Source organism: Limnohabitans sp. 2KL-27, assembly GCF_001269345.1.
GTDB lineage: Bacteria > Pseudomonadota > Gammaproteobacteria > Burkholderiales > Burkholderiaceae_C > Limnohabitans_A.
This window is the reverse complement of the sequence record NZ_CXOP01000002.1, coordinates 710,956-732,177: the sequence shown is the minus strand read 5'-3', so window position 1 is coordinate 732,177 and position 21,222 is coordinate 710,956. Positions and strand designations below refer to the sequence as shown.

At 62.4% G+C, this 21,222-nt stretch carries 23 protein-coding genes; 2 read left to right on the top strand and 21 right to left on the bottom strand.

Annotated elements, in window-relative coordinates; all coding sequences use genetic code 11:
- Window positions 1–150: 150 nt before the first annotated feature.
- Genes LHAB_RS06300 through LHAB_RS06275 form a run of 6 tightly spaced genes read right to left on the bottom strand, consistent with a single transcriptional unit; the run spans window position 151 to window position 5,862 of the window.
- Window positions 151–2,163 (bottom strand): acetyl-CoA carboxylase biotin carboxylase subunit, encoded by a 2,013-nt coding sequence (locus LHAB_RS06300; RefSeq protein ID WP_090044742.1) that lies wholly within the window; start codon window positions 2,161–2,163, stop codon window positions 151–153.
- Window positions 2,164–2,173: 10 nt separating this feature from the next.
- Window positions 2,174–2,956: an enoyl-CoA hydratase/isomerase family protein gene (locus tag LHAB_RS06295; protein WP_090044740.1), complete on the bottom strand. Its 783-nt coding sequence runs from the start codon at window positions 2,954–2,956 to the stop codon at window positions 2,174–2,176.
- Window positions 2,953–3,498: a DinB family protein gene (locus LHAB_RS06290; RefSeq protein WP_090044738.1), complete on the bottom strand. Its 546-nt coding sequence runs from the start codon at window positions 3,496–3,498 to the stop codon at window positions 2,953–2,955. Before LHAB_RS06290 ends, LHAB_RS06295 begins: the two co-directional genes overlap by 4 nt.
- Entirely contained in the window at window positions 3,486–3,887 is a 402-nt protein-coding gene (locus tag LHAB_RS06285) for a type II toxin-antitoxin system VapC family toxin (protein WP_090044736.1), read from the bottom strand. Before LHAB_RS06285 ends, LHAB_RS06290 begins: the two co-directional genes overlap by 13 nt.
- Window positions 3,884–4,210 (bottom strand): type II toxin-antitoxin system VapB family antitoxin, encoded by a 327-nt coding sequence (locus LHAB_RS06280; RefSeq protein ID WP_090044733.1) that lies wholly within the window; start codon window positions 4,208–4,210, stop codon window positions 3,884–3,886. The genes LHAB_RS06285 and LHAB_RS06280 overlap by 4 nt, the downstream gene beginning before the upstream one ends.
- A 44-nt stretch (window positions 4,211–4,254) precedes the next feature.
- Complete coding sequence (locus tag LHAB_RS06275) at window positions 4,255–5,862, bottom strand: carboxyl transferase domain-containing protein (RefSeq protein WP_090044731.1); 1,608 nt, start codon at window positions 5,860–5,862, stop codon at window positions 4,255–4,257.
- Between the two features lie 132 nt (window positions 5,863–5,994).
- Here LHAB_RS06275 and LHAB_RS06270 point away from each other — a divergent pair, with 132 nt between their 5' ends.
- Window positions 5,995–7,038 (top strand): AraC family transcriptional regulator, encoded by a 1,044-nt coding sequence (locus LHAB_RS06270; RefSeq protein WP_090044729.1) that lies wholly within the window; start codon window positions 5,995–5,997, stop codon window positions 7,036–7,038.
- A 21-nt stretch (window positions 7,039–7,059) separates the two neighbouring features.
- Here LHAB_RS06270 and LHAB_RS06265 read toward each other — a convergent pair whose 3' ends face one another.
- The 12 genes from LHAB_RS06265 to LHAB_RS06210 all read right to left on the bottom strand — a co-directional run bounded on the left by LHAB_RS06265 (window position 7,060) and on the right by LHAB_RS06210 (window position 17,607).
- Window positions 7,060–7,707 (bottom strand): HAD family hydrolase, encoded by a 648-nt coding sequence (locus tag LHAB_RS06265; protein ID WP_090047730.1) that lies wholly within the window; start codon window positions 7,705–7,707, stop codon window positions 7,060–7,062.
- 37 nt (window positions 7,708–7,744) lie between these two features.
- Entirely contained in the window at window positions 7,745–8,134 is a 390-nt protein-coding gene (locus LHAB_RS06260) for a YchJ family protein (RefSeq protein ID WP_090044727.1), read from the bottom strand.
- Window positions 8,134–8,565, bottom strand: a complete 432-nt coding sequence (locus tag LHAB_RS06255; RefSeq protein ID WP_090044725.1) for a rhodanese-like domain-containing protein — start codon at window positions 8,563–8,565, stop codon at window positions 8,134–8,136. Before LHAB_RS06255 ends, LHAB_RS06260 begins: the two co-directional genes overlap by 1 nt.
- A gap of 36 nt (window positions 8,566–8,601) precedes the next feature.
- The gene (locus tag LHAB_RS06250; RefSeq protein ID WP_090044723.1) at window positions 8,602–10,065 is read right to left on the bottom strand and encodes a TrkH family potassium uptake protein; all 1,464 of its coding nucleotides are present in this window, start codon (window positions 10,063–10,065) and stop codon (window positions 8,602–8,604) included.
- Window positions 10,065–11,456 carry a Trk system potassium transporter TrkA gene (gene trkA / locus LHAB_RS06245; RefSeq protein WP_090044720.1) on the bottom strand — a complete coding sequence of 464 codons (1,392 nt, stop codon included), beginning with the start codon at window positions 11,454–11,456 and terminating at the stop codon, window positions 10,065–10,067. The genes LHAB_RS06250 and trkA overlap by 1 nt, the downstream gene beginning before the upstream one ends.
- 49 nt (window positions 11,457–11,505) lie before the next feature.
- Complete coding sequence (locus tag LHAB_RS06240) at window positions 11,506–12,633, bottom strand: acyl-CoA dehydrogenase family protein (RefSeq protein ID WP_090044717.1); 1,128 nt, start codon at window positions 12,631–12,633, stop codon at window positions 11,506–11,508.
- A gap of 20 nt (window positions 12,634–12,653) precedes the next feature.
- Window positions 12,654–13,331 carry an SDR family oxidoreductase gene (locus tag LHAB_RS06235; protein WP_090044715.1) on the bottom strand — a complete coding sequence of 226 codons (678 nt, stop codon included), beginning with the start codon at window positions 13,329–13,331 and terminating at the stop codon, window positions 12,654–12,656.
- A 66-nt stretch (window positions 13,332–13,397) separates the two neighbouring features.
- A complete protein-coding gene (locus LHAB_RS06230) occupies window positions 13,398–14,579 on the bottom strand; it encodes an acetyl-CoA C-acyltransferase (RefSeq protein ID WP_090044712.1) in 1,182 nt (393 codons plus the stop codon).
- Between the two features lie 100 nt (window positions 14,580–14,679).
- A complete protein-coding gene (gene can / locus LHAB_RS06225; protein ID WP_090044710.1) occupies window positions 14,680–15,336 on the bottom strand; it encodes a carbonate dehydratase in 657 nt (218 codons plus the stop codon).
- Window positions 15,337–15,384: 48 nt separating this feature from the next.
- Complete coding sequence (locus LHAB_RS06220; protein ID WP_090044708.1) at window positions 15,385–16,566, bottom strand: isovaleryl-CoA dehydrogenase; 1,182 nt, start codon at window positions 16,564–16,566, stop codon at window positions 15,385–15,387.
- Between the two features lie 68 nt (window positions 16,567–16,634).
- A complete protein-coding gene (locus LHAB_RS06215; RefSeq protein ID WP_369814127.1) occupies window positions 16,635–17,012 on the bottom strand; it encodes a PaaI family thioesterase in 378 nt (125 codons plus the stop codon).
- A gap of 190 nt (window positions 17,013–17,202) precedes the next feature.
- Window positions 17,203–17,607, bottom strand: coding sequence for a MerR family transcriptional regulator (locus tag LHAB_RS06210; protein WP_090044707.1), 405 nt, complete (start codon window positions 17,605–17,607; stop codon window positions 17,203–17,205).
- A gap of 128 nt (window positions 17,608–17,735) precedes the next feature.
- On the opposite strand from LHAB_RS06210, the gene LHAB_RS06205 reads away from it, so the two are divergent.
- On the top strand, window positions 17,736–18,857 hold the full coding sequence (locus LHAB_RS06205; RefSeq protein WP_090044705.1) for an MBL fold metallo-hydrolase: 1,122 nt from the start codon (window positions 17,736–17,738) through the stop codon (window positions 18,855–18,857).
- A 25-nt stretch (window positions 18,858–18,882) separates the two neighbouring features.
- Here LHAB_RS06205 and LHAB_RS06200 read toward each other — a convergent pair whose 3' ends face one another.
- The 3 genes from LHAB_RS06200 to gmhB are packed head-to-tail and all read right to left on the bottom strand — an operon-like array spanning window position 18,883 to window position 21,196.
- Window positions 18,883–19,824, bottom strand: coding sequence for a M48 family metallopeptidase (locus LHAB_RS06200; protein ID WP_090044701.1), 942 nt, complete (start codon window positions 19,822–19,824; stop codon window positions 18,883–18,885).
- 17 nt (window positions 19,825–19,841) lie between these two features.
- Window positions 19,842–20,603, bottom strand: a complete 762-nt coding sequence (locus LHAB_RS06195) for a lysophospholipid acyltransferase family protein (protein ID WP_090044699.1) — start codon at window positions 20,601–20,603, stop codon at window positions 19,842–19,844.
- Window positions 20,600–21,196, bottom strand: coding sequence for a D-glycero-beta-D-manno-heptose 1,7-bisphosphate 7-phosphatase (gmhB, locus tag LHAB_RS06190; protein WP_090044697.1), 597 nt, complete (start codon window positions 21,194–21,196; stop codon window positions 20,600–20,602). The genes LHAB_RS06195 and gmhB overlap by 4 nt, the downstream gene beginning before the upstream one ends.
- Window positions 21,197–21,222 lie beyond the last annotated feature (26 nt).

Below are 21,222 nucleotides of genomic sequence, written 5' to 3'. Positions count from 1 at the left end.
CCTGTCCATGCCCGTCGGTTTTCATTTGTGGGAGCGAGCCCCTGGTTGCGAATGCGCGCCCAGGCTGAGCCGGTATTCGGCTGCAGGGGCAGCCGCCCAAAACTGTCCGAGCCCCGGTCAATAGCCAGCGCAGCCACAGCCGCAAACGCTTCACACCGCCAGCTTGAGCAGCTCGGCCCCGTCGGCGACCTGGTCACCCGGGGCATACAGCAGCTCGGCCACCACCCCGTCTTTGGGGGCGCTGATGGTGTGCTCCATCTTCATGGCTTCCATCACGGCCAGGGGCTGACCGGCTTTGACCTTGTCGCCCGCCTTGACCGCAAAGGACACCACCTTGCCCGGCATGGGAGCCGTCAGGCGCCCGCCTTCTTGCGCGGCTTCGCCGGCGTGGGCCAGCGGATCGAGCACAGTGATGCGGGTCGCACCCTGGGGCGTGAAGATGTGCGCGGTTTCGCCTTGCCAGTCGAGCTGGGTAAAGCAGCGGGGGGCATTGCCCCATTGCACCCACAGGCCTTCGCCATGGGCGGCATATGTCAACACGCCAGAGATGGCGTCGTCGCCCTCCAGCGACAGGCTCAAAGCGCCGTCGTGCAAATAATTCAGACGGGCCGAGCGGGGTTGTTCTTGCCAAATGAACTCGAAGCGGCGCTGCGCCACGCCGTGCGACTGCCAACCATCGCGGCGGCTGAAGGGGTCTGCGCCCTGCAGGGCTTTTTCGGCATGCAGGGTGTGGGCCACGACCGCGGCCACCGCCGCAGGCAAGCCCACCGCCTCTTGCTGGAACAGCACAGCGGCTTCGCGCTGGATCAGCGCCGTGTCGAGCTTGGCGGTGGCAAAGGCCTCGCTGCGCACCACATGGCGCAAAAACTGCACATTGGTGTTCAAACCCACGATGTGGGTTTGTGCCAAGGCGGTGTCCAGCCGAGCCAGCGCCTGCTCGCGGGTGTCGCCATACACGATGAGCTTGGCGACCATCGAGTCGTAATAGGGGCTGATGGTGTCACCCTCGCGCACGCCGTCGTCGATGCGCACCGTGCCTCTGTCGAAGCTGGTGGCTTGGGGCTTGCGGTACACCTGCAAGGTGCCGGTGGCGGGCAAAAAGTTGTTGTCAGGGTTCTCGGCACAAATGCGCGCCTCGATGGCGTGGCCCTGAATGCGCAACTCGTCTTGGCGCAAAGGCAGTGGCTCGCCACTGGCCACACGCAGCTGCCATTCCACCAAATCCAGGCCCGTGATGGCTTCGGTCACGGGGTGCTCCACCTGCAAGCGGGTGTTCATTTCCATGAAGAAAAACTTCATGGTGTCGGGCTGGTCGTAGGCGGTCTGCTCGACGATGAATTCCACCGTGCCCGCGCCCACATAGTTCACCGCCTTGGCCGCCGCCACGGCTGCGGCGCCCATTTGCGCACGCAGTGCTTCGGTCATGCCGGGGGCCGGGGCCTCTTCGAGCACCTTTTGGTGGCGGCGCTGCACCGAGCAGTCGCGCTCAAACAGATACACACAGTTGCCCTGCGTGTCGCCAAACACCTGGATCTCGATGTGACGCGGGCGCTGCACATATTTTTCAATCAGCACCGCATCGCTGCCAAAACTGTTGATGGCTTCGCGCTGGCAAGAAGCCAGTGCGGCGGCAAAGTCTTCGGACTTTTCCACCACCCGCATACCCTTGCCGCCACCGCCGGCGCTGGCTTTGATCAGGGCGGGGTAACCGATGCGGTCGGCTTCGCGTTGCAACAAAGCCGGGTCTTGGTCAGCCCCGTGGTAGCCGGGCACCAGCGGCACACCGGCCGATTCCATCAAACGCTTGGATTCGGCTTTCAGGCCCATGGCCAAAATGGCCGACGCAGGCGGACCGATGAACACCAAACCGGCCGCGGCGCAGGCCTTGGCAAAGTCTTCGTTCTCGCTCAAAAACCCGTAGCCAGGGTGCACGGCCTCGGCGCCTGTGGCCTTGGCGGCTTCCAGAATGCGTTGCCACTGCAGGTAACTGTCCCGGGGCGCGGAGCCGCCGACATGCACCGCTTGGTCGCAAGCCTGCACATGCTTGGCACCGGCGTCGGCGTCTGAATAAACGGCCACGGTCTGGATGCCCAAACGGCGGGCAGTGGCCGCAACGCGGCAAGCGATTTCGCCACGGTTGGCAATCAGTATTTTTTTGAACATGTTTGCTTCCTCAAGCCATCCAATGGGGTTTGCGTTTTTGCAAGAAGGACTGCACACCTTCCTTGCCCTCTGCGCTGGCGCGGATGTCGGCGATGCCCGCCACCGTTTGCGCCACCAGCGCGTCGTTGATCTCGCGCTCGGCCACGTCCTGCACCAGCTTTTTGCAAGCGCGCACGGCATGCGGGCTGGCATTCACCAGCGCCTGCGTCAGCTCGGCCACTTGGGCGTCCAGCGCCTCGGCCGGCACCACCTCGTGCACCAGGCCGATGCGGTGGGCCTCGGCGGCGCCAAAGCGCTCGGCCGTCAAAAAGTAGCGGTGCGCCGCACGCGCACCCATGGCGCGGATCACATAGGGGCTGATGGTGGCGGGTATCAGGCCCAGTTTCACCTCACTCAAGCAGTAGTTGGCGCTGTCCACGCTCACCGCCATATCGCACGCCGCCACCAGGCCCATGCCGCCGGCATACACATCGCCTTGCACGCGGGCAATGGTCGGCTGGGGGCATGCGTAAATGGCACGCAGCATGGCAGCCAACTCGCCGGCATCGGCCAGGTTTTCAGCGCGGGTGTAGTCGGCCATGCGGCGCATCCAGTTCAGGTCTGCGCCTGCGCAAAAGGCGGGCCCCTCGGCGGCCAGCACCACGCAGCGCACGGCAGCGTCTTGGGCGACCGCCAAAAATGCGTTTTTCAGCTCGGCAATGACTTCGTCGTTGAAGGCGTTGCGCACATCGGGGCGCGACAGCGTGATCGTGTGCACGCCACCTTGGGTGGAAATGTTCAGGGCTGTGCTCATTCTTTGGAGACCTGCTCTGCCAAAAGGAAATAAACCATGTCCAGCTCCGGGCAAGGCTGACCCATGGCGGTCAGTGCCGCCGTGATCTGGCCACGGTGGTGGGTGGCGTGGTTGAACACATGCGACAAAGTGGGCGCAAAGGGCAAAGACAGAGCGTCGCCTTGGCTGGTCCGGTAGTCCAGATGCCCGTCAAAGCGCTCGGCGCTCCAGCTGGCGATCAGGGGCGTCCAGTTGGCCGATCCACCCTTGAGCGCCTGCGCCAAGCGTTCTCGATCAGGTTCAATTTCACTGTTCAGCGCCAGCACCGGCGATGCGCCTTTGGCAAAACGGGCAAACCACAGCAGGTGCTCGGCCACCAGCATGTGGTTCAGCGTGCCGTGGATGCTTTTGAAGAACAGGCCTGCGTCGCGCCGATAGTCTGAATCGGAGACGCCCGAGACCGCTTCCAGCAGGCGGTGTGTGGCCCAAACGTGGTAGCGCGCTTGACCGCTGAAGTGGGTATGCCAAGTGGACAAAGGTTTCAGAGTGTTCAGTGTGGCCATGTGTCCAGCCCTCCCAAAGTTTTGAGCGATTCAAAGTCGGCGTCGCGGTGCAGCAGCGCATGGCCGTGCGTCATGCAGTAGCTGGCCAGCAGCACGTCGATGGGGCTGCGCACGGTGCGGCCTCGGCTGCGCAATTGCCTGTAACGCTCTGCTGCCTTCAACACAGGGGCTGTGCCGCCGATGTCCACCTGCGGCAATGCGCTCATGAGAATTTGGGCTTCGCGCATCAAGGCCCCTTCGCGAAAACCACGCATGACCTCGAACAACACCAGATCGGCCATGCCGACCTCCACACTGGAATCACCCAGGCAACGGGCCAAGGTCTGGCTTGGGGTGCTCCGCCCTTCACGGAAGAAGTCGATCCAGACACTGGAGTCCACCAAGATCATGGGGCCTTGCTCCGTGCTGCAGCGGCTGGTTTTTTGGCTTTTGCCGACCGCCCGGTCGTGGCTGCGGGCTTGGGCTTCACGTTGTACGCGCCCTGTGGCTCTTGCACGGCCATGGCGGATGCCTCTGGCGTGCGGGCTTGCGCCCAAGCGGCGTCTGAGTCGTCCCATTGCAACTTGCCGCGCAAGGCCAACAAACCGTTGTAGACCTGACGACGACGCACCAGGCGTAAGCCCTCTTCAACCGCTTCCTTTTTGGTCTTGAAACCACCCGCCGCCATGGCGGCAGCCATCAAGTCGTCGTCGATTTCAATGTTGGTTCGCATGTTCTCAGCCTCTTAATGTGTATGAATTTTCAAAATCATACACATCACATGCGGAAAAGTCCAAATTTCGTCTCGGGAATCGGGGCGTTCAGCGAGGCGCTCAGGCCCAGCGCCAGCACGCGCCGGGTGTCGGCCGGGTCGATGATGCCGTCGTCCCAGAGACGGGCAGTGGCGTAGTAGGGGTGGCCCTGGTCCTCGTACTGCTGCTTGATCGGGGCCTTGAAGGCCTCTTCTTCTTCCATGCTCCACTGGCCGCCCTTGCCTTCAATGCCGTCACGCTTGACGGTGGCCAACACGCTGGCCGCTTGCTCGCCACCCATGACCGAGATGCGGGCGTTGGGCCACATCCACAAAAAGCGCGGGCTGTAGGCGCGGCCGCACATGCCGTAGTTGCCCGCGCCAAAGCTGCCGCCAATGATGATGGTGAACTTGGGCACAGCGGCGGTGGCCACGGCCGTGACCATCTTGGCGCCGTTGCGGGCGATGCCTTCGTTTTCGTATTTGCGTCCGACCATGAAGCCGGTGATGTTCTGCAAAAACACCAGCGGCGTCTTGCGCTGGCAGCACAACTCGATGAAGTGCGCGCCCTTCAAGGCCGACTCGCTGAACAAAATGCCGTTGTTGGCAATGATGCCCACGGGCATGCCTTCGATGCGGGCAAAGCCGCAAATCAAGGTGGTGCCAAAGCGCGATTTGAATTCGTCGAACTCCGAACCGTCGACGATGCGGGCGATGATCTCGCGCACATCAAACGGCTTGCGCGTGTCCGTGGGGATCACACCATACAGCTCCTGTGCGTCGAACTTCGGCGGCACGGGCGCGTGGGTGGCGATGTTCGGGGCCTTTTGGGCATTCAGGTTTTTCACGGCCTGGCGCGCCAGCGCCAGCGCATGCACATCGTTTTGCGCCAAGTGATCGGCCACGCCCGACAGGCGCGTGTGCACATCGCCTCCCCCTAAGTCTTCGGCGCTCACCACCTCGCCCGTGGCGGCTTTGACCAAGGGCGGGCCGCCCAAAAAGATGGTGCCCTGGTTTTTGACAATGATGGTCTCGTCGCTCATGGCGGGCACGTATGCGCCGCCTGCCGTGCAAGAGCCCATGACCACCGCAATTTGTGCGATGCCCTGCGCGCTCATATTGGCCTGGTTGAAGAAGATGCGGCCAAAGTGGTCGCGGTCCGGAAAGACTTCGTCCTGGTTGGGCAAGTTGGCCCCGCCAGAGTCGACCAGATAAATGCAGGGCAAGCGGTTTTGCTGCGCGATTTCTTGCGCCCGCAAGTGCTTTTTCACGGTCATCGGGTAATAGGTGCCGCCCTTCACCGTGGCGTCGTTGCACACGATCATGCATTCCACGCCACTCACGCGGCCGATGCCCACGATCACACCTGAGCTGGGCGCATCGTTGTTGTACATGTTGAGCGCCGCCAGCGGTGCCAATTCGAGGAAAGGCGTGCCGGGGTCGAGCAGCATCTGCACGCGGTCACGCGGCAGCAGCTTGCCCCGGGCGGTGTGCTTGGCGCGGGGGGCCTCGCCACCACCCAAAGCCACGCGCTCCAGGTGGGCGCGCAAATCTTCGACCAAGCCACGCATCGCGGCGGCGTTGGACTGGAAATCGGCGGAACGCGGGTTCAGTTGGGAGTGCAAAACGGTCATGGTGCTTCCTAGGGAGGGCGCCACCGGAACCAGCCCGCAGCGCATCGATCGTGCAATGCCCGCCAGCTTAATCTTGGAAAGCCGATTTGGGCTGTCAAATGGGTTGCAAATCGTGCCACAATTTGCAAAACCATGATCCGCACCGCCAGCCCCCACGACAGCCCCGCAACCCCTGGTCGCAGAGAAACCCCCATGGCTTATGCGAAAGCCATTGTTTCGGCGTACACCCAGCGCGGGTTGGACCCTTTGCCTGCGCTGTCCGAGGCACAAATCGCGCCAGAACTGCTGAACCAGACCGGTGCGCGCATCACCGCCTTGCAAATGGAGTGGCTGTCGGCCAGCGCCATGCGCGCACTCGACGATGAAGCCCTCGGTTGGTTCAGCCGGCGCTTGCCTTGGGGCAGCTACGGCATGCTGGTGCGCGCCTCATTGACGGCGCCGACCTTAGGCGTGGCCCTGGCCCGTTGGTGCCGTCACCACGGCTTGCTGACCGACGACATCCACCTGCAAGTCAACCAGACGCAGGGCATGGCCAGCCTGCAATTGACCGAGCAACGCGAGCTGGGTGCTTTGCAAGAATTTGCGGTGGTCTCGGTGCTGCGCAATGCGCTGGGCGTGGCGTGCTGGCTGACCGATTCGCGCATCCCTTTGGTGCAAACCACCTTGCACTTTGCACCGCCGCCCCACGCCGACAGTTACCGGGTGCTGTTTGACGGGCCCACCCAATTCAACGCGCCCACGCACAGCCTGCAGTTCGACGCGGGCTACCTGAGCCTGCCGTTGCGCCGCGACGAAGCGGCCCTGCAGCGCATGCTGCAACGCGCCTTGCTGCTCACGGTGCGGCCCTACCGGCGCGACCGCTTGCTGGTGGAAAAGGTGCGCCAGACCCTGGCCGAACAGCCCGAGCACTGCCGCAACGCCGACGACCTGGCGGCCTGGCTGAATTTGTCTGCCCGGACCTTGCACCGGCAACTCAAGGAAGAAGGCGCGAGTCTTCAGCAACTCAAAGACGCGGTACGCCGTGACATGGCCGCCGATTTGCTGCTGCGCACACAGCGCCCCATCAAACAGGTCGCAGCCGAAGTGGGCTTTCAGAACGAGAAGAGTTTCATGCGGGCGTTCAAGGGGTGGACAGGACAAACGCCCGAAGAGTTCAGGCTGGCCAAGGCCCCGTGAAGGGGCCGGCCCATGCCGGATTCAAGCCAAGCGCAGCGCGTGCATGCTGGTGAACACCTGTTGTGCGCCAGCCTGCAAGAGCGGCGCATGCTCGGCCGGCGGCGCGGCATAGGCCCACACCGTGGCGCCCGCGGCCACACCCGCCGTGATGCCCACGGTGGTGTCTTCCACCACCAGGCAGCGCGCCGGGTCGACCTGCAGGTGGGCCGCAGCGGCCAGGTACACGTCGGGGTGCGGCTTGCTGCGCGGCATTTCATGGCCGCTGAAAATGCGGCCTGCAAAAAAGTCGATCAAGCCCACTTGCTTGAGCATCATCTCGACCTTGAAACGGTCAGCACCCGAAGCCACCGCGATGCGGCCTTCGCAGTGATCGTGCAGGTGCGCCACCGCTTCGTGCACACCTTCGATGGCGGTGATGCTTTGCGTCAAGCGCTCGTTGCGGCGGGCAAAAAACTGTTCCAGCCAGGCATCGGTGAGCGGCTGGCCGGTGTGCGCCTCGATGGTGGTGCGCTGGCTTTTGACCGTATGCCCCACAAAGCGCTGCATGCACTCGGCCAGCGACATGCGCCAGCCCTGCTCTTCAAACATGTCACGCAAGACGCCGCAGGTGATGGCTTCGCTGTCCACCAGCACGCCGTCGCAGTCAAACAAAATGGCTTCAAAATTCATGGCAACCATCATACGCGGTGGTCTTGGAGCACGGCCTTCACAGCTCAATGCCATCCAGATAAAACCAACGATCGCCTTCGCGCACAAAGCGGCTGCGTTCGTGCTGGCGCACCGCTTTGCCGCCCACCCGAAATCGCGCCACAAATTCCACCTCGGCGGCGTCCGCACCGGTGACCCGGTGTTGCTTGATCTCCAAGCCCAACCATTTGCCACCTTGTTCGAGCGTCAGCTCGGCAGGGCGTTGGGTGGGGTGCCAAGTGGCCAACAGATAAGGCACGTCGCCGCACACAAAGGCGCTGTAGCGCGAGCGCATGAGGCGTTCGGCATCGGGTGCGGCCTGGCCTGCGTGCAGCGGGCCGCAACAGTCATGCAAGTCGAGCGGTTGGCCTTTGGCGCTTGTGCGGCCGCAGGGGCAAGGCGCGGCCATCAAGCGCCTTTGCGCGCCGCGCTTTCGGCTTGGTGCTGCGCCATCGTGACCATGGGGGCGGCCGCTTTTTTCCAAGCGGCAAAGCCGCCATCGATGTGGGCCACATTCGTCATGCCCATGTCTTGCAGGGTTTTGGTGGCCAAGGCGCTGCGCCAGCCTGCGCCGCAAAACAAGATGAACTGTTTGCGCTCGTCCGCGAACACGGGCTTGAAGTAAGGCGAGGCTGGGTCGACCCAGAATTCGAGCATGCCCCGGGGCGCAAGCAAAGCGCCGGGCACGGTGCCTTCGCGCTCCAGCTCACGCGGGTCGCGAATGTCCACAATTTGCACGGCAGGGTCAGCCAGGCGCGCTTGCACGTCGGCCACGCTGTGCGTGGTGACCTGGGCCATGGCCTCATCGACGAGGGCTTGAAATCCTTTGGTGATCGGCATGTGTGTCTCCTTGTTTCAACGGCAAAACGGCCGAATTCATTTGCGCCAAAAGTGCGAGCTGAACAGCACCAGCACCGACAGCAACTCCAATCGGCCCAGCAGCATGGCAAAAGTCAAAACGCTCAACTGAAAAGGGTTCAGGCCACCGAAGTTGCCGGACGGACCGACTTCGCCCAAGCCAGGGCCGATGTTGTTGACCGTGGCGATGACTGCCGAGAATGCGGTCACGATGTCCATGCCGCTGAGCAAAAGCAGCATGCTCAGGCCCATGGTGGCGCCACCATAAATGAGCATGAAGCCCAAAACCGCCGTCATGACCGACATGGGAATCACAGCACCGCCCAGTGTGACGGGGTTGATGACACGGGGGTGGATGATGCGTACAAGCTCACGCCGGGCTTGCTTGATCAGCAAGACCATGCGCACCATCTTGATGCCCCCCCCCGTAGAGCCCGCGCACGAAGCAAAACAGCCCAAAAACATCAACAAGATGGGGGCAAACACTGGCCACTGCGCGTAATCGGTGGCCGCATACCCCGTGGTGGTGGCCAAAGACACCACATGGAAAGCACTGATGCGCAAGGCCTCCAGGCCGTCTTCATAAACACCATGGGCCAGCAGCAAGGCCATCACCAACAAGGTGGAAGCCAACAAGACACCCAAGTAAGTGCGGATCTCGCGATCGTTGCTGATGGGCAAGAGGGAGCGGCTGCGCAGAACCACAAAATAGCGCACGAAGCTGATGCCGGCCAAGGTCATGAACACGATGGCGACCCACTCGATCGTGGGCGAGTTGAAGTGCCCAAAACTGGCGTCATAAGAAGAAAAGCCACCCAAGCCCATGGTGGTGCACATGTGCATGAAGGCATCGGCCCAGCTCATGCCAGCCCATCGGTAAGCCAGCAGGCACGCGCCTGAAAATAAAAAGTACACGCCCCATAAGCCCCGCGCCGTCTCGGCAATGCGAGGGGTGAATTTGGTGTCTTTCATGGGGCCGGGCGTTTCGGTCTTGTAGAGCTGCATGCCACCCAGGCCCAACATGGGCAACACCGCCACCACCAGCAGCATGATGCCCAGACCACCGATCAACTGCAAAAAGCAGCGCCAGATGTTGACCGAAACCGGCAAATGGTCGAGCCCCGACAAGGCCGTGGCTCCTGTGGCCGTGAGGGCGCTCATGGCTTCAAAATAGGCCTTGAACCAGGTGATCTCGGGCACCAAAAACAGGAGGGGCAGGGCCGAGTAAGCAGGCAAAACCAACCACACCATGTTGACCAACAAGAAGCCGTCCTTGGTCTTCAATTCGCGCCGATGCTGCTGAGTGATTGCCGCCAGCACCAAGCCACTGCAGGCTGTCAAACCAAAACCTGCCAACCAGATCCACTGCAAATCACGGTGGTCTTCAAACCAGGCCCAGATGCCGGGCACCAGAAATGTGACCGAGAACGCGAGCAAAATGCGCGCCATCAAGGACAACACGGGAGCGAAGAACGTGAACATCAGCCAAAAAAGGTCGCGCTGACCTGGAAGAGTTTTTCCACAGCACGGACATCGCGTTTGTTGGGGATGAACAAGATGATGTGGTCGTCGGCTTCGATCAGGGTGTCATGGTGCGGCATGAGCACTTCGGATTTTTTACCCTCGCCTCGCACAATCGCCCCCATGCTCACGCCCTGGGGCAGCTTGATTTCTTCGACACGGCGCCCGACCAATTTCGATGTCTTGAGGTCGCCGCGCGCGATGCCCTCCAGTGCCTCCGCCGCGCCACGACGCAAGCTGTGCACCGCCGCCACATCACCCCGGCGCAAATGAGCCAGCAACTCGCCGATCACGGTTTGCGCAGGCGAGATCGCGATGTCAATCGTGCTGCCTTGCATCATGTCGGCATAAGCGCGGCGGTTGATCAGGGCCATGACACGGCGTGCGCCCATGCGCTTGGCCAGCATGGCGGACATGATGTTGTCCTCGTCATCGCTGGTCAACGCCAGGAACAAATCCATCTCACCCACGTTTTCTTCGTGCAGCAGGTCTTCGTCCGCACCATCGCCATTCAGGATCAGCATGCTCGAGGGCAACTGGCTGGCCAGGTATTCGCAACGTTTTTTGTCGCGCTCGATCAACTTCACGTGGTACTGGCCGACCAGAATGCGCGCCAGGCGCAAGCCCACTTTGCCGCCACCGGCCAGCATCAGGCGCTGCACAGGTTGGTCGGTTTTGTGGATACCGCTCAAAACGATGGGGATCTTGCGCGTATCGGCCAGCACAAAAACCTCGTCGCCAGGCAGGATACGGGTCTCGGGCAAGGCGTCGATTTGTGTGTCTTGCCGGTACAAGGCCACCACGCGCATCTCGGCGTCCGGCAATCGCTCGCGAAATTCGGCGATGGTGTGGTTCACCAGCAAACTGTCAGCCGCTGCACGCACCACAATCAGACTGACGCGGCCCTCGGCAAATTCGAGCACCTGCAAGGCCTCAGGGTACTGGATGAGCTGCTGGATGTAGCGCATCACCGACTCTTCGGGGCAGATCACATGGTCGACCGCAAAGCCGGACTTGCCGAGCAACTCGTCGCCTTCGTTGAACTCGGGCGAACGCAGGCGGGCGATGGTGGTGGGCACGTTGAACACATCGTGGGCGATCTTGCAGACGACCAAATTGGACTCGTCAGCCGCCGCACAGGCAATCAACATGTCAGCGTCCTGGGCCCCGGCCTCGCGCAGCACCGAAGGCTGAATGCCGTTGCCCACCACGCCGCGCAAATCCAGACGCTCTTCGAGCAGCCGCAGGCGTGCCGGGTCCTGGTCGATGACGGTGATGTCGTTTTGCTCGGAAACCAGGCTTTCAGCGACGCTTTCGCCCACACGGCCTGCGCCCAGGATGATGATGTTCATAGGCCGAAATCATACGTGAATGTCCAGCGCCAGCCGGCCATTCAGACGCTCAGAGTGCGCGCTGGATGATGATTTTTTGCACGTCGCTGGTGCCTTCGTAAATCTGGCACACCCGCACATCGCGGTAAATTCGCTCGACCGGAAAGTCGCTCACATAGCCGTAGCCGCCCAGGGTCTGGATGGCGGCAGAGCAGATTTTCTCAGCCACTTCACTGGCGAACAGCTTGGCCATGGCCGCCTCTTTCAAGCAAGGCCGACCGGCATCGCGCAGGCTGGCCGCGTGCCAAATCAGCTGGCGCGCGGCTTCGAGTTGCGTGGCGCAATCGGCCAAGCGAAAGCCCACCGCTTGGTGGTTGAAGATGGGGGTGCCAAAGCTCTCACGCTGCTTGGCGTAATCAATGGCCACGTCCAGCGCGCTGCGGGCCATGCCCAGGCTTTGCGCGGCAATGCCGATGCGCCCGCCCTCCAAGGACGACAGGGCAATCTTGTAACCCTCGCCCTCTTGACCGATCAGGTTCTCGGCGGGGATGCGGCAGTTGTCGAAATTGATCTGTGCGGTGTCACTGCTGTGCTGGCCCAGCTTATCTTCCAGGCGCGCCACCACATAACCCGGGGCGCTGGTGGGCACCAAGAAGGCGCTCATGCCCTTCTTGCCCGCGCCCTTGTCGGTCACGGCAATCACCACCGCCACATCGCCGTGCTGGCCGCTGGTGATGAACTGCTTGACGCCATTGATCACGTATTCGTCGCCGTCTTTCACAGCCGTGGTGCGCAAGGCCGAGGCGTCCGAGCCCACATGCGGCTCGGTCAGGCAAAACGCGCCTAGCATCTGGCCTTGGGCCAGCGGCGTGAGCCACTGCGCTTTTTGCGCGGCGTTGCCGTACATCATCAAGATGGCATTCACGGGGCAGTTGGTCACGCTGATGGTGGTGCTGACGCCGCCATCACCGGCTGCAATTTCTTCGAGCACCAGCGCCAGCGTCACATAGTCCAGACCCGCGCCGCCCAACGCCTCAGGCACACAAATGCCATACGCACCCAGCTCAGCCAAACCCTTGTGCGCGTCTTTGGGGAAGTGGTGCTTCTTGTCCCATTCGGCGGCATGGGGCCACAGCTCGCGCTGGGCAAAGTCACGCACGGCTTCACGGATCATTTCCTGGTCGGGGGTCAGCAGCATGTCGGTCTTTCAGGGTCGATTCACCAGGGCAGCGTACTGCCATCATGGTTCAAAAATGCGCCTCGGTGTTTCGGGTCGCGTTGTTCAAGGACGTGGTTCAGTGTCTGGCGCAAACTGCGCGCACTTTGCTCAGGCGTCAGCGGTGCCGCCGCACCGCCCATGTCGGTTTGCACCCAACCGGGGTGGATGGCCAGGACAGTGATGCCCGGCTGCTCGGCCTGTGTGCAGCGCACCACCATGTTGAGTGCGGCCTTGCTCACGCGGTAAAGCGCGGCGTTGCCGCTGCTGGTCTCTTGCAGGCTGCCCATGATGGAGCTGATGCAGGCGATGACGCCTTGCGACTCTTGCACCATGGGCACGATCTGGGGGATGACCTGCATCGCGCCCAGCACGTTGGTGTGCATCACCGCGTCGAAGCTGTCGAGGGTGGGCGGCGTGTTCGCGCTGGCACGGTCCATGGCGCCCGCCACATAAATGGCCAGGTCGATTTTTTCACCATCCAGCTGCCATGACAGGCCGGAGTTGCTGGCCGGGTTGGCCACATCCAGGCGCAGGGTTTGGGCGCCCAGCGCCTTGAGCCGGTCCAGCCCTTCGTCTGAGCGGGCGGTGGCAATCACGCGCACACCGTTGTCGATGTATTGACGGGCCAGCTCCCAGCCAATGCCGCGGGATGCGCCGATGAGGAGGACAGTGGTCATGACGATGGGGGTTCCGTTCGGTGCTTGCAGGTCAGCGACTTGGGCCGCGACCTGTCACAGCTTGGATCACACCAATTCCAGCGCCACCGCCGTGCCTTCGCCGCCGCCAATGCACAGCGTGGCAAGACCCTTCTTGAGGCCACGGGCCTTGAGCGCGTGGATCAGCGTGACCATGATGCGGGCCCCAGAGGCGCCAATGGGGTGACCCAGCGCACACGCGCCGCCGTTCACATTGACCTTGTCGTGCGGCACATTCAGCTCTTTCATGAGCGCCATGGGCACCACGGCAAAGGCCTCGTTGACTTCCCACAAATCGACGTCTTCGACTTTCCAACCCGCTTTGGCCAATGCTTTTTGGGTGGCACCCACGGGCGCGGTGGCAAACCACTCGGGCTCTTGCGCATGGGTGGCATGGCTCACGATGCGGGCCAGCGGTTTGCAGCCCAGTTTGGCAGCGGTGCTTTCGCGCATCAGCACCATGGCGGCTGCGCCATCGTTGATGGACGAACTGCTGGCGGCGGTGATGGTGCCGTCTTTCTTGAAGGCGGGCTTGAGGCTGGTGATCTTGTCGAGTTTGACTTTGCCGGGGCCTTCGTCGATGGACACCACGCGTTCCCCGCTGCGGTCTTTCACCGTCACGGGCGTGATCTCGCTGGCAAAGGCACCCGACTCGGTGGCGGCCTTGGCGCGCTGCACGCTGGTGGTGGCAAAGTGGTCTTGCTCGGCGCGGGTGAAGCTGTATTTAGCGGCGCAGTCTTCGCCAAAGGTGCCCATGCTGCGGCCGGGCTCATAAGCGTCTTCCAGGCCGTCGAGCATCATGTGGTCAAAGATGCGGTCGTGGCCCATGCGGTAGCCACCACGGCCCTTGAGCATGAGGTAAGGCGCGTTGGTCATGCTTTCCATGCCGCCTGCTACCAGCACATCGTGCGTGCCCGCCACCAACATGTCGTGCGCGAACATGGCCGCACGCATGCCCGAGCCACACATTTTGGACAGGGTGACCGCGCCTGCGCTCTTGGGCAAGCCGCCCTTGAAGCCCGCCTGACGGGCCGGAGCCTGGCCTTGGCCCGCCATCAGGCAGTTGCCAAACAGCACTTCGGTCACGAGCTCGGGGCGGATGCCGGCGCGCTCGACGGCCGCGCGGATGGCGGCGCCGCCCAGGTCGTGGGCGGCCAGCGCGGAAAAATCACCCTGGAAGCTGCCCATGGGGGTGCGGGCAGCGCTGACGATGACGATGGGGTCGGACATGGTTTTCTCCAAAAAATTGAAAAGGTACTCTGCTGTGAGCCTCGGACTCAGCGAAAAAAATAAACCAGAGGGTCTGTGCAGCTTTGGGGCGTGCCGGACTTCACAGCCCCCCGCGCGGGTAACGCTTGAAGGCGCTGCGGAACACGTCCACCACCTCGTGCGCGCCGCTCATGCTCACACCCAGATCCTTGGCCAGGCCGTCTTTGATGCCATAGCACCAACCGTGCACGCTGAGCTTTTGGCCACGTGCCCAGGCGTCCTGCACCACATTGGTCAGGGCCACATTGCCCACCTGCTCGATCACATTCATCTCGCACAGGGCGTCTTCCTGTGCCAGCACTGGCAGGTGGTCAAGGCGGCGGCGGTGGCGCACCTTGACGTCGTGCACGTGGCGCAGCCAGTTGTCGGCCAGCCCCACGCGCATGCCCCGCAGCGTGGCCAGGACCCCGCCACAACCGTAATGACCCACCACCATGATGTGCTCGACCTTGAGGGCGTCGACCGCATACTGGATGACCGACAAGGCGTTCAGGTCCGAGTGCACCACCACGTTGGCCACGTTGCGGTGGACGAACACCTCGCCCGGATCCAGCCCCGTGATCTGGTTGGCGGGCACGCGGCTGTCAGAACATCCGATCCACAGGTATTTGGGTGATTGCTGGTTGGCCAGACGGGTGAAAAACGCCGGGTCATCGCGCACCATGCGCGCTGACCATTGGCGGTTGTTGTCCAGAAGGTGTTGCAGTGAAGTGGTCATGGTGTGATTGTCACCGGCATTGGCAAAAATAGGCGGTCGTGACGGTTCTCAGCACGTTTCGGCAAACAGTTCGCGGCCGATCAGCATGCGTCGAATCTCGCTGGTGCCGGCACCAATTTCGTACAGCTTGGCATCGCGCCACAAACGGCCCAGCGGGTATTCGTTGATGTAGCCATTGCCACCAAAAATCTGCACCCCCTCGCCCGCCATCCAGGTGGCTTTTTCGGCCGTCCACAAAATGACGCTGGCGCAGTCCTTGCGCACTTGGCGGACATGCTCGGCGCCCAGCAAATCGAGGTTTTTCGCCACCGTGTAGGCAAAAGACCGGCCCGCCTGCAGCACGGTGTACATGTCGGCCACTTTGCCCTGGATCAGCTGGAATTCGCCAATGCTTTGGCCAAACTGCTTGCGGTCGTGGATGTAGGGAATGACGTTGTCCATGACCGCCTGCATGATGCCCAGAGGCCCGCCCGTGAGCACAGCGCGTTCGTAGTCCAAGCCACTCATCAGCACCTTGGCGCCGTTGTTCAAGCCGCCCAGAATATTGGCCTCGGGCACTTCGACGTTGTTGAACACCAACTCGCCCGTGTGGCTGCCGCGCATGCCCAGCTTGTCGAGCTTTTGCGCGATCGAAAAACCCTTCATGCCCTTTTCAATCAAAAAGGCCGTCACACCGCGCGCGCCCAGTTCGGGCTCGCTTTTGGCATAGACCACCAAGGTGTCGGCGTCGGGACCGTTGGTGATCCACATTTTGGAGCCGTTGAGCAGGTAGTAGCCGCCTTTGTCCTCGGCCTTGAGCTTCATGCTCAACACGTCCGAACCCGCGCCGGGCTCAGACATGGCCAAGGCGCCAACGTGCTCGCCACTGATCAGCCGGGGCAGGTACTTGGCCCGCTGCTCGGGCGTGCCATTGCGCTTGATCTGGTTGACGCACAGGTTGGAGTGCGCACCATAGGACAAGCCCACACTGGCCGAAGCGCGAGAGATTTCTTCCATGGCGATCATGTGGGCCAGGTAGCCCATGTTCGCCCCACCGTATTCCTCGCCCACGGTGATGCCCAACACACCCAGATCACCCATCTTGCGCCACAGGTCCATCGGGAATTGGTCACTGCGGTCGATGTCGGCCGCACGGGGCGCGATTTCGGCTTGGGCAAAGTCGCGCACCGCGTCGCGCAGGGCGTCGATGTCTTCACCGAGTTGGAAGTTGAGGCCGGGCAGGTTGTTCATGGGGATTCCTGATAAAGGTAAAGCGTTGGTAGGGGGTGCGGTGGCGCTTGGTTTTCACGCCGAACGCATCAGTATGTTTTGGCAACAGGCACCAAGGTTTGTTGCATCACGGCGCAGTCCGTGCGTTTGCCCGTCTCGTCGATGTGCGCCACCTCGGCCGTGGTCACGATGATGCGTTTTCCTGCTTTGGTGACACGACCGATGGCGCGAATTTCTCCACCTTGAAAACTGGCGAGAAAGTTGATTTTGTATTCCACCGTGGTGACCTCCATGCCTTCGGGCGCCACGGTCAAGGCCGCATACCCGCCCGCAATGTCGGCCAGTGCGCCCATGGCGCCGCCATGAAAGCCGCCTTGTTGCTGGGTCACTTTGTCGGAGTAGGGCAAAGCCAGTTCAACCTGTCCGACAGTGGCCGACATAAGGCGAACTCCCAAGTGCTGCATCATGCCCTGACGGGCCAGGCTGAGGGCCACCCGATCATGGGCAGCACGGTCTTGGGCCGCAGTTCCTGCAAGGCTTGACGGGTCTGAAGAGGGGGCAGTGCTCACATCGCATCCAGTGCTTGACAACAACTCCGGACTTTAATTGACGTTTACGTCAACGTCAATCAAAACCGGCGACCATTTCTCCACGTGTTCAGGCTGCAGCGCTGGCCTTGTTGGCTTTGGTCAGCAGGCTGCGGGTTTCCTTTTCGTGGGTTTTGACCTCGTCCAGCGTGGCTTCCAGGTCGGCCAGCTGCGACTCCAATTGCTGACGGTGTTCGGCCAGCACCACGAGGAATTTTTTGAGCTGTGGCACCGTGTCACGGGGGCTGTCGTACATGTCGATCAGGTCTTTGGCCTCGTTGAGGGACAAGCCCAGGCGCTTGGCCCGCAAGGTGAGCTTCAGGCGGGTGCGGTCACGCGAGGAGTACACGCGGTTGCGCCCGCCCGGGCCGGACCGCTCGGGCTCGAGCAGGCCCATGTCTTCGTAAAAGCGGATCGCACGGGTGGTCAGGTCAAATTCCTGGGCCAGATCGCTGATCGTGAAGGTGTTCGCCATGGCGTGGGGTCCCCTGAGCTTGCGCAAGGGGGACAGGCCCGCAAAAAGCCGCCCCCTACAATGAAAATTCATCTTTGACGTTAACGTCAACGTCAAATGTCCGAATGCTAACTCAAAGCCCCTGACGCATGTCCACCTCGCCCACAGAACGCGTGATGCAAACACCAGACGCCCGCGTCGACGGCACGCCCATGCAGTACCCCTTGGACGAGCAGCTGCCCCCCACAGGCGGGGCCATCGAGGTGGCCCCCGGTATTTTCTGGCTGCGCATGGGTCTGCCCTTTGCACTCAACCACATCAACCTGTGGCTGCTGCGCGACCGCCTGCCCGACCCGGCACAGCCGAGCGTGCTGCGTGAAGGCTGGACCGCGGTGGATTGCGGGATCGACAACCCCGCAACCCGACAAGCTTGGCAACAGGTGGAGCAGCAGGTGCTGCAGGGCTTGCCCATCTTGCGCGTGCTGGTCACCCACATGCACCCGGACCACATGGGCCTGGCGCACTGGTTGTGCGAGCGCTGGCAAGCGCCGCTGTGGATGAGCACCAGCGAGTACCAGTCCGCCCTGCTCGCTTGCAGCGGGCTGTCCAATTTTGGGGGCGCCCCCACGGTGGCTTTTTTCAATGCGCATGGCTGGCAACAGCCCGAAGAGCTGGCCCAGGTGCAGGCACGGGTGGGTTATTACCCCAGCATGGTGCCCCAGATCCCCGGCGCTTATGTGCGCTTGATGGCGGGCATGCAGGTGCGCATCGGCGACCGCCTCTGGCAGTGCATCAGCGGTTATGGCCACTCGCCCGAACACATGGCTTTGCTGGATGCCCAGAAGCAGGTGCTGATCAGCGGCGACATGCTGCTGCCCGCCATTTCCACCAACGTCAGTGTTTACGCCATGGAGCCCGATGGCAATCCGCTGCAGTGGTTCCTCGACTCACTGGACCACATGGCGCAGCTGCCCGATACCACTTTGGTACTGCCCTCGCACGGGCGACCGTTTCGGGGTGCGGCCACGCGCATTGCACAACTGAAGTCGCACCACGCCGAGCGCCTGACCGAGCTGCTGCAGGCCTGTCGTGCACAAGCGTGCTGCGCCCACGAGCTCTTGCCCGTGCTGTTCAAACGTCCCCTCGATGTTCACCAGACCACCTTTGCCATGGGCGAGGCCGTGGCGCACCTGAACCTGTTGTGCTTGTCCGGGCAGATGCGCCGCGAACGCGGCGCCGATGGGGTGGTGCGATTCAGCACCACCCCTTAGACCCGCGTCTTGCGCAAGGCCTGCCTCAATCTTCTTGCAGGCCCACCGGTGCCTGGCGCAAGGCTTTGCGGCGCTCGGCGTAGTCGGGCATGACCTCGCCCACGGTTTCCCAGAAGCGGGGGCTGTGGTTCATTTCGCGCAAGTGGGCCAGCTCGTGCACCACCACGTAGTCGATCTGGCTGATGGGCAAATGGACCAATCGCCAGTTCAGGCGGATGTGCCCATCGGTGCGCGCACTGCCCCAACGCGTGCTGGCGCTCGAGAGGCTGAGCTTTTGCCAGCGCACGCCCAAGAGTGGCGCAAACTGGTGCAAGCGCGCTTCAAACAGCGCCCGAGCCTGTTTTTTGAGCCAAACTTGGGCCGCGTCGCGCACCTGCGTCACCGAGGCACCGGGGGGCACCGTCACAGGCAGCACCTGTTCGGGTGACAGGTCTTGTCCATGCACACGCCCCACACCGCGCTCGAGCACGCACAGCTGGACCGTGCGCCCCAAAAACGGCACTTCGGCCCCGTGCCGCCACTCGATGGCTTTTTGAAACTGCTCGGTCTGTCGCTCCTTGAACTGCTGCAGCTTGGCCACAATCCAGCCGCCTTTTTCCTGCACAGCCGCATCCACCTCGCGCAGCGGCACCCAGTTGGGCGCGCGCACCACCAGACCATCAGCCCCCACCAAAAAACCGATACTTTTGCGCCGCGAGCGTTCAAAACGGTAAGACACGGTGACGCCCTGCAGCTGGACATGGCGGTTGGCGGTGGGGTGGGTGAAGCCCCAAGGGCTGGGTTCTGGCTGGGGCAAAGACGCGTCGTTATCGCCGGTGCTCGGAGTCAGCGTGGCGTGCGGGGGGGACGCTGAAGAGCGCGCATCCGCTGCGTTCGTCGGCCCAGCTGTGATTTTGGGTGTGCGCGTGGGTTGCACCGGATCACCACCGGTGAAAAAGTCCAGCACAAACTGCAAAGGCGCGCGCATGCTTCGCCCGGCCTGGTTCAATGCCCGGAGGCAGCGCAGGAGGTCTTGGGATAAGCCTCGGGGTCCAAGCGGTGCATTTCCGCCTCGATCCAGGCCTCGACCTCTTGCATCAATTCGTCGGCACTGCGGCCTTCGCTCGGAATGGCGTGGCCAATCGAGATATCGACCACACCAGGCTTTTTGACGAAAGCCCGGGTGGGCCAGCAACGCGCCGAGGTCACGGCAATCGGGATGACCGGTACACCGGCTGCAATCGCCAGACGCGCGCCACCGCTTTTGTACTCGCCCTTTTGGCCACGCGGGATGCGCGTGCCTTCAGGAAACATGATGACCCAGACCCCTTCTTGCATGAGTCGGCGGCCTTGCTGCACCACCTTGGCAAAGGCACGGGAGCGCTGCTTGCGGTCGATGTGGATCATGTCCATGCGCGCCATGGCCCAACCGAAAAACGGCACATGCAGCAACTCTTTTTTGAACACATAGGCCAGCGGGTGCGGCATGATCGCGGGCATCACAAAGGTCTCCCAGGTCGACTGGTGCTTGACCAACAAAACGGCCGGGTCCTTGGTGCCCAAGGGCAGGTTCTCCATGCCCTGGATGCGGTTTTCGATGCCCAAAATCCAGGTACCACTGTTCACCGCCAGACGCAGCCAGCCCACACAAATCCAGTACAGGCGCGTGCTGCTGACGACATAAGAAATCAGCACCACAAACAGGGCCCAAGGGATGACGGTGATGGCCATCCACAACACATGGACCAGAGAGCGGATGAAGTTCATGGGGGTGTCGTCGTCAAAGGTAAGCGCGAGCCCGATTCAGAGCCCAACAAATGGTCGACACAGGCGGCCAAATCGGCATGCACCTGCGTAGCGGCCGGAAAACCCGGCGGCAAGGCCTGCCCTAACCATTCGGGATGTCGACCACTCAGCACCATGTGGGGCACGCACCCCACCACCTCGGCCACCTGCATGTCACTCAGGCTGTTGCCAATGCAGGGCACGCCAACGAGGTCCACGCCATACCGCTCGGCAATTTGCAAAAAAAGGCCCGGCCAGGGTTTGCGGCAACCGCAACCTTCATCGGCCGCATGCGGGCAATAGAAGAAGGCATCGATGCGCCCGCCCACGGCCGCCAATTTTTTAACCAAGTGGCTGTGCACGGCGTTGAAGGCGGCCATGTCAAACAGGCCCCGCCCCAAACCCGACTCGTTGGTCGCCAGCACCACATGAAAGCCCGCGTGGTTCAGGCGGCTGATCGCCTCCAGCGCGCCGGGCAAGGGCTGCCACTCATCCGGCGATTTGACGAACTCGTCACCCGTGCGGTTGATGGTGCCATCACGGTCGAGGATGACGAGTTTCAGATGGGTGTTCATGCGTGCGCGGCTGGGGGCCAGATTCG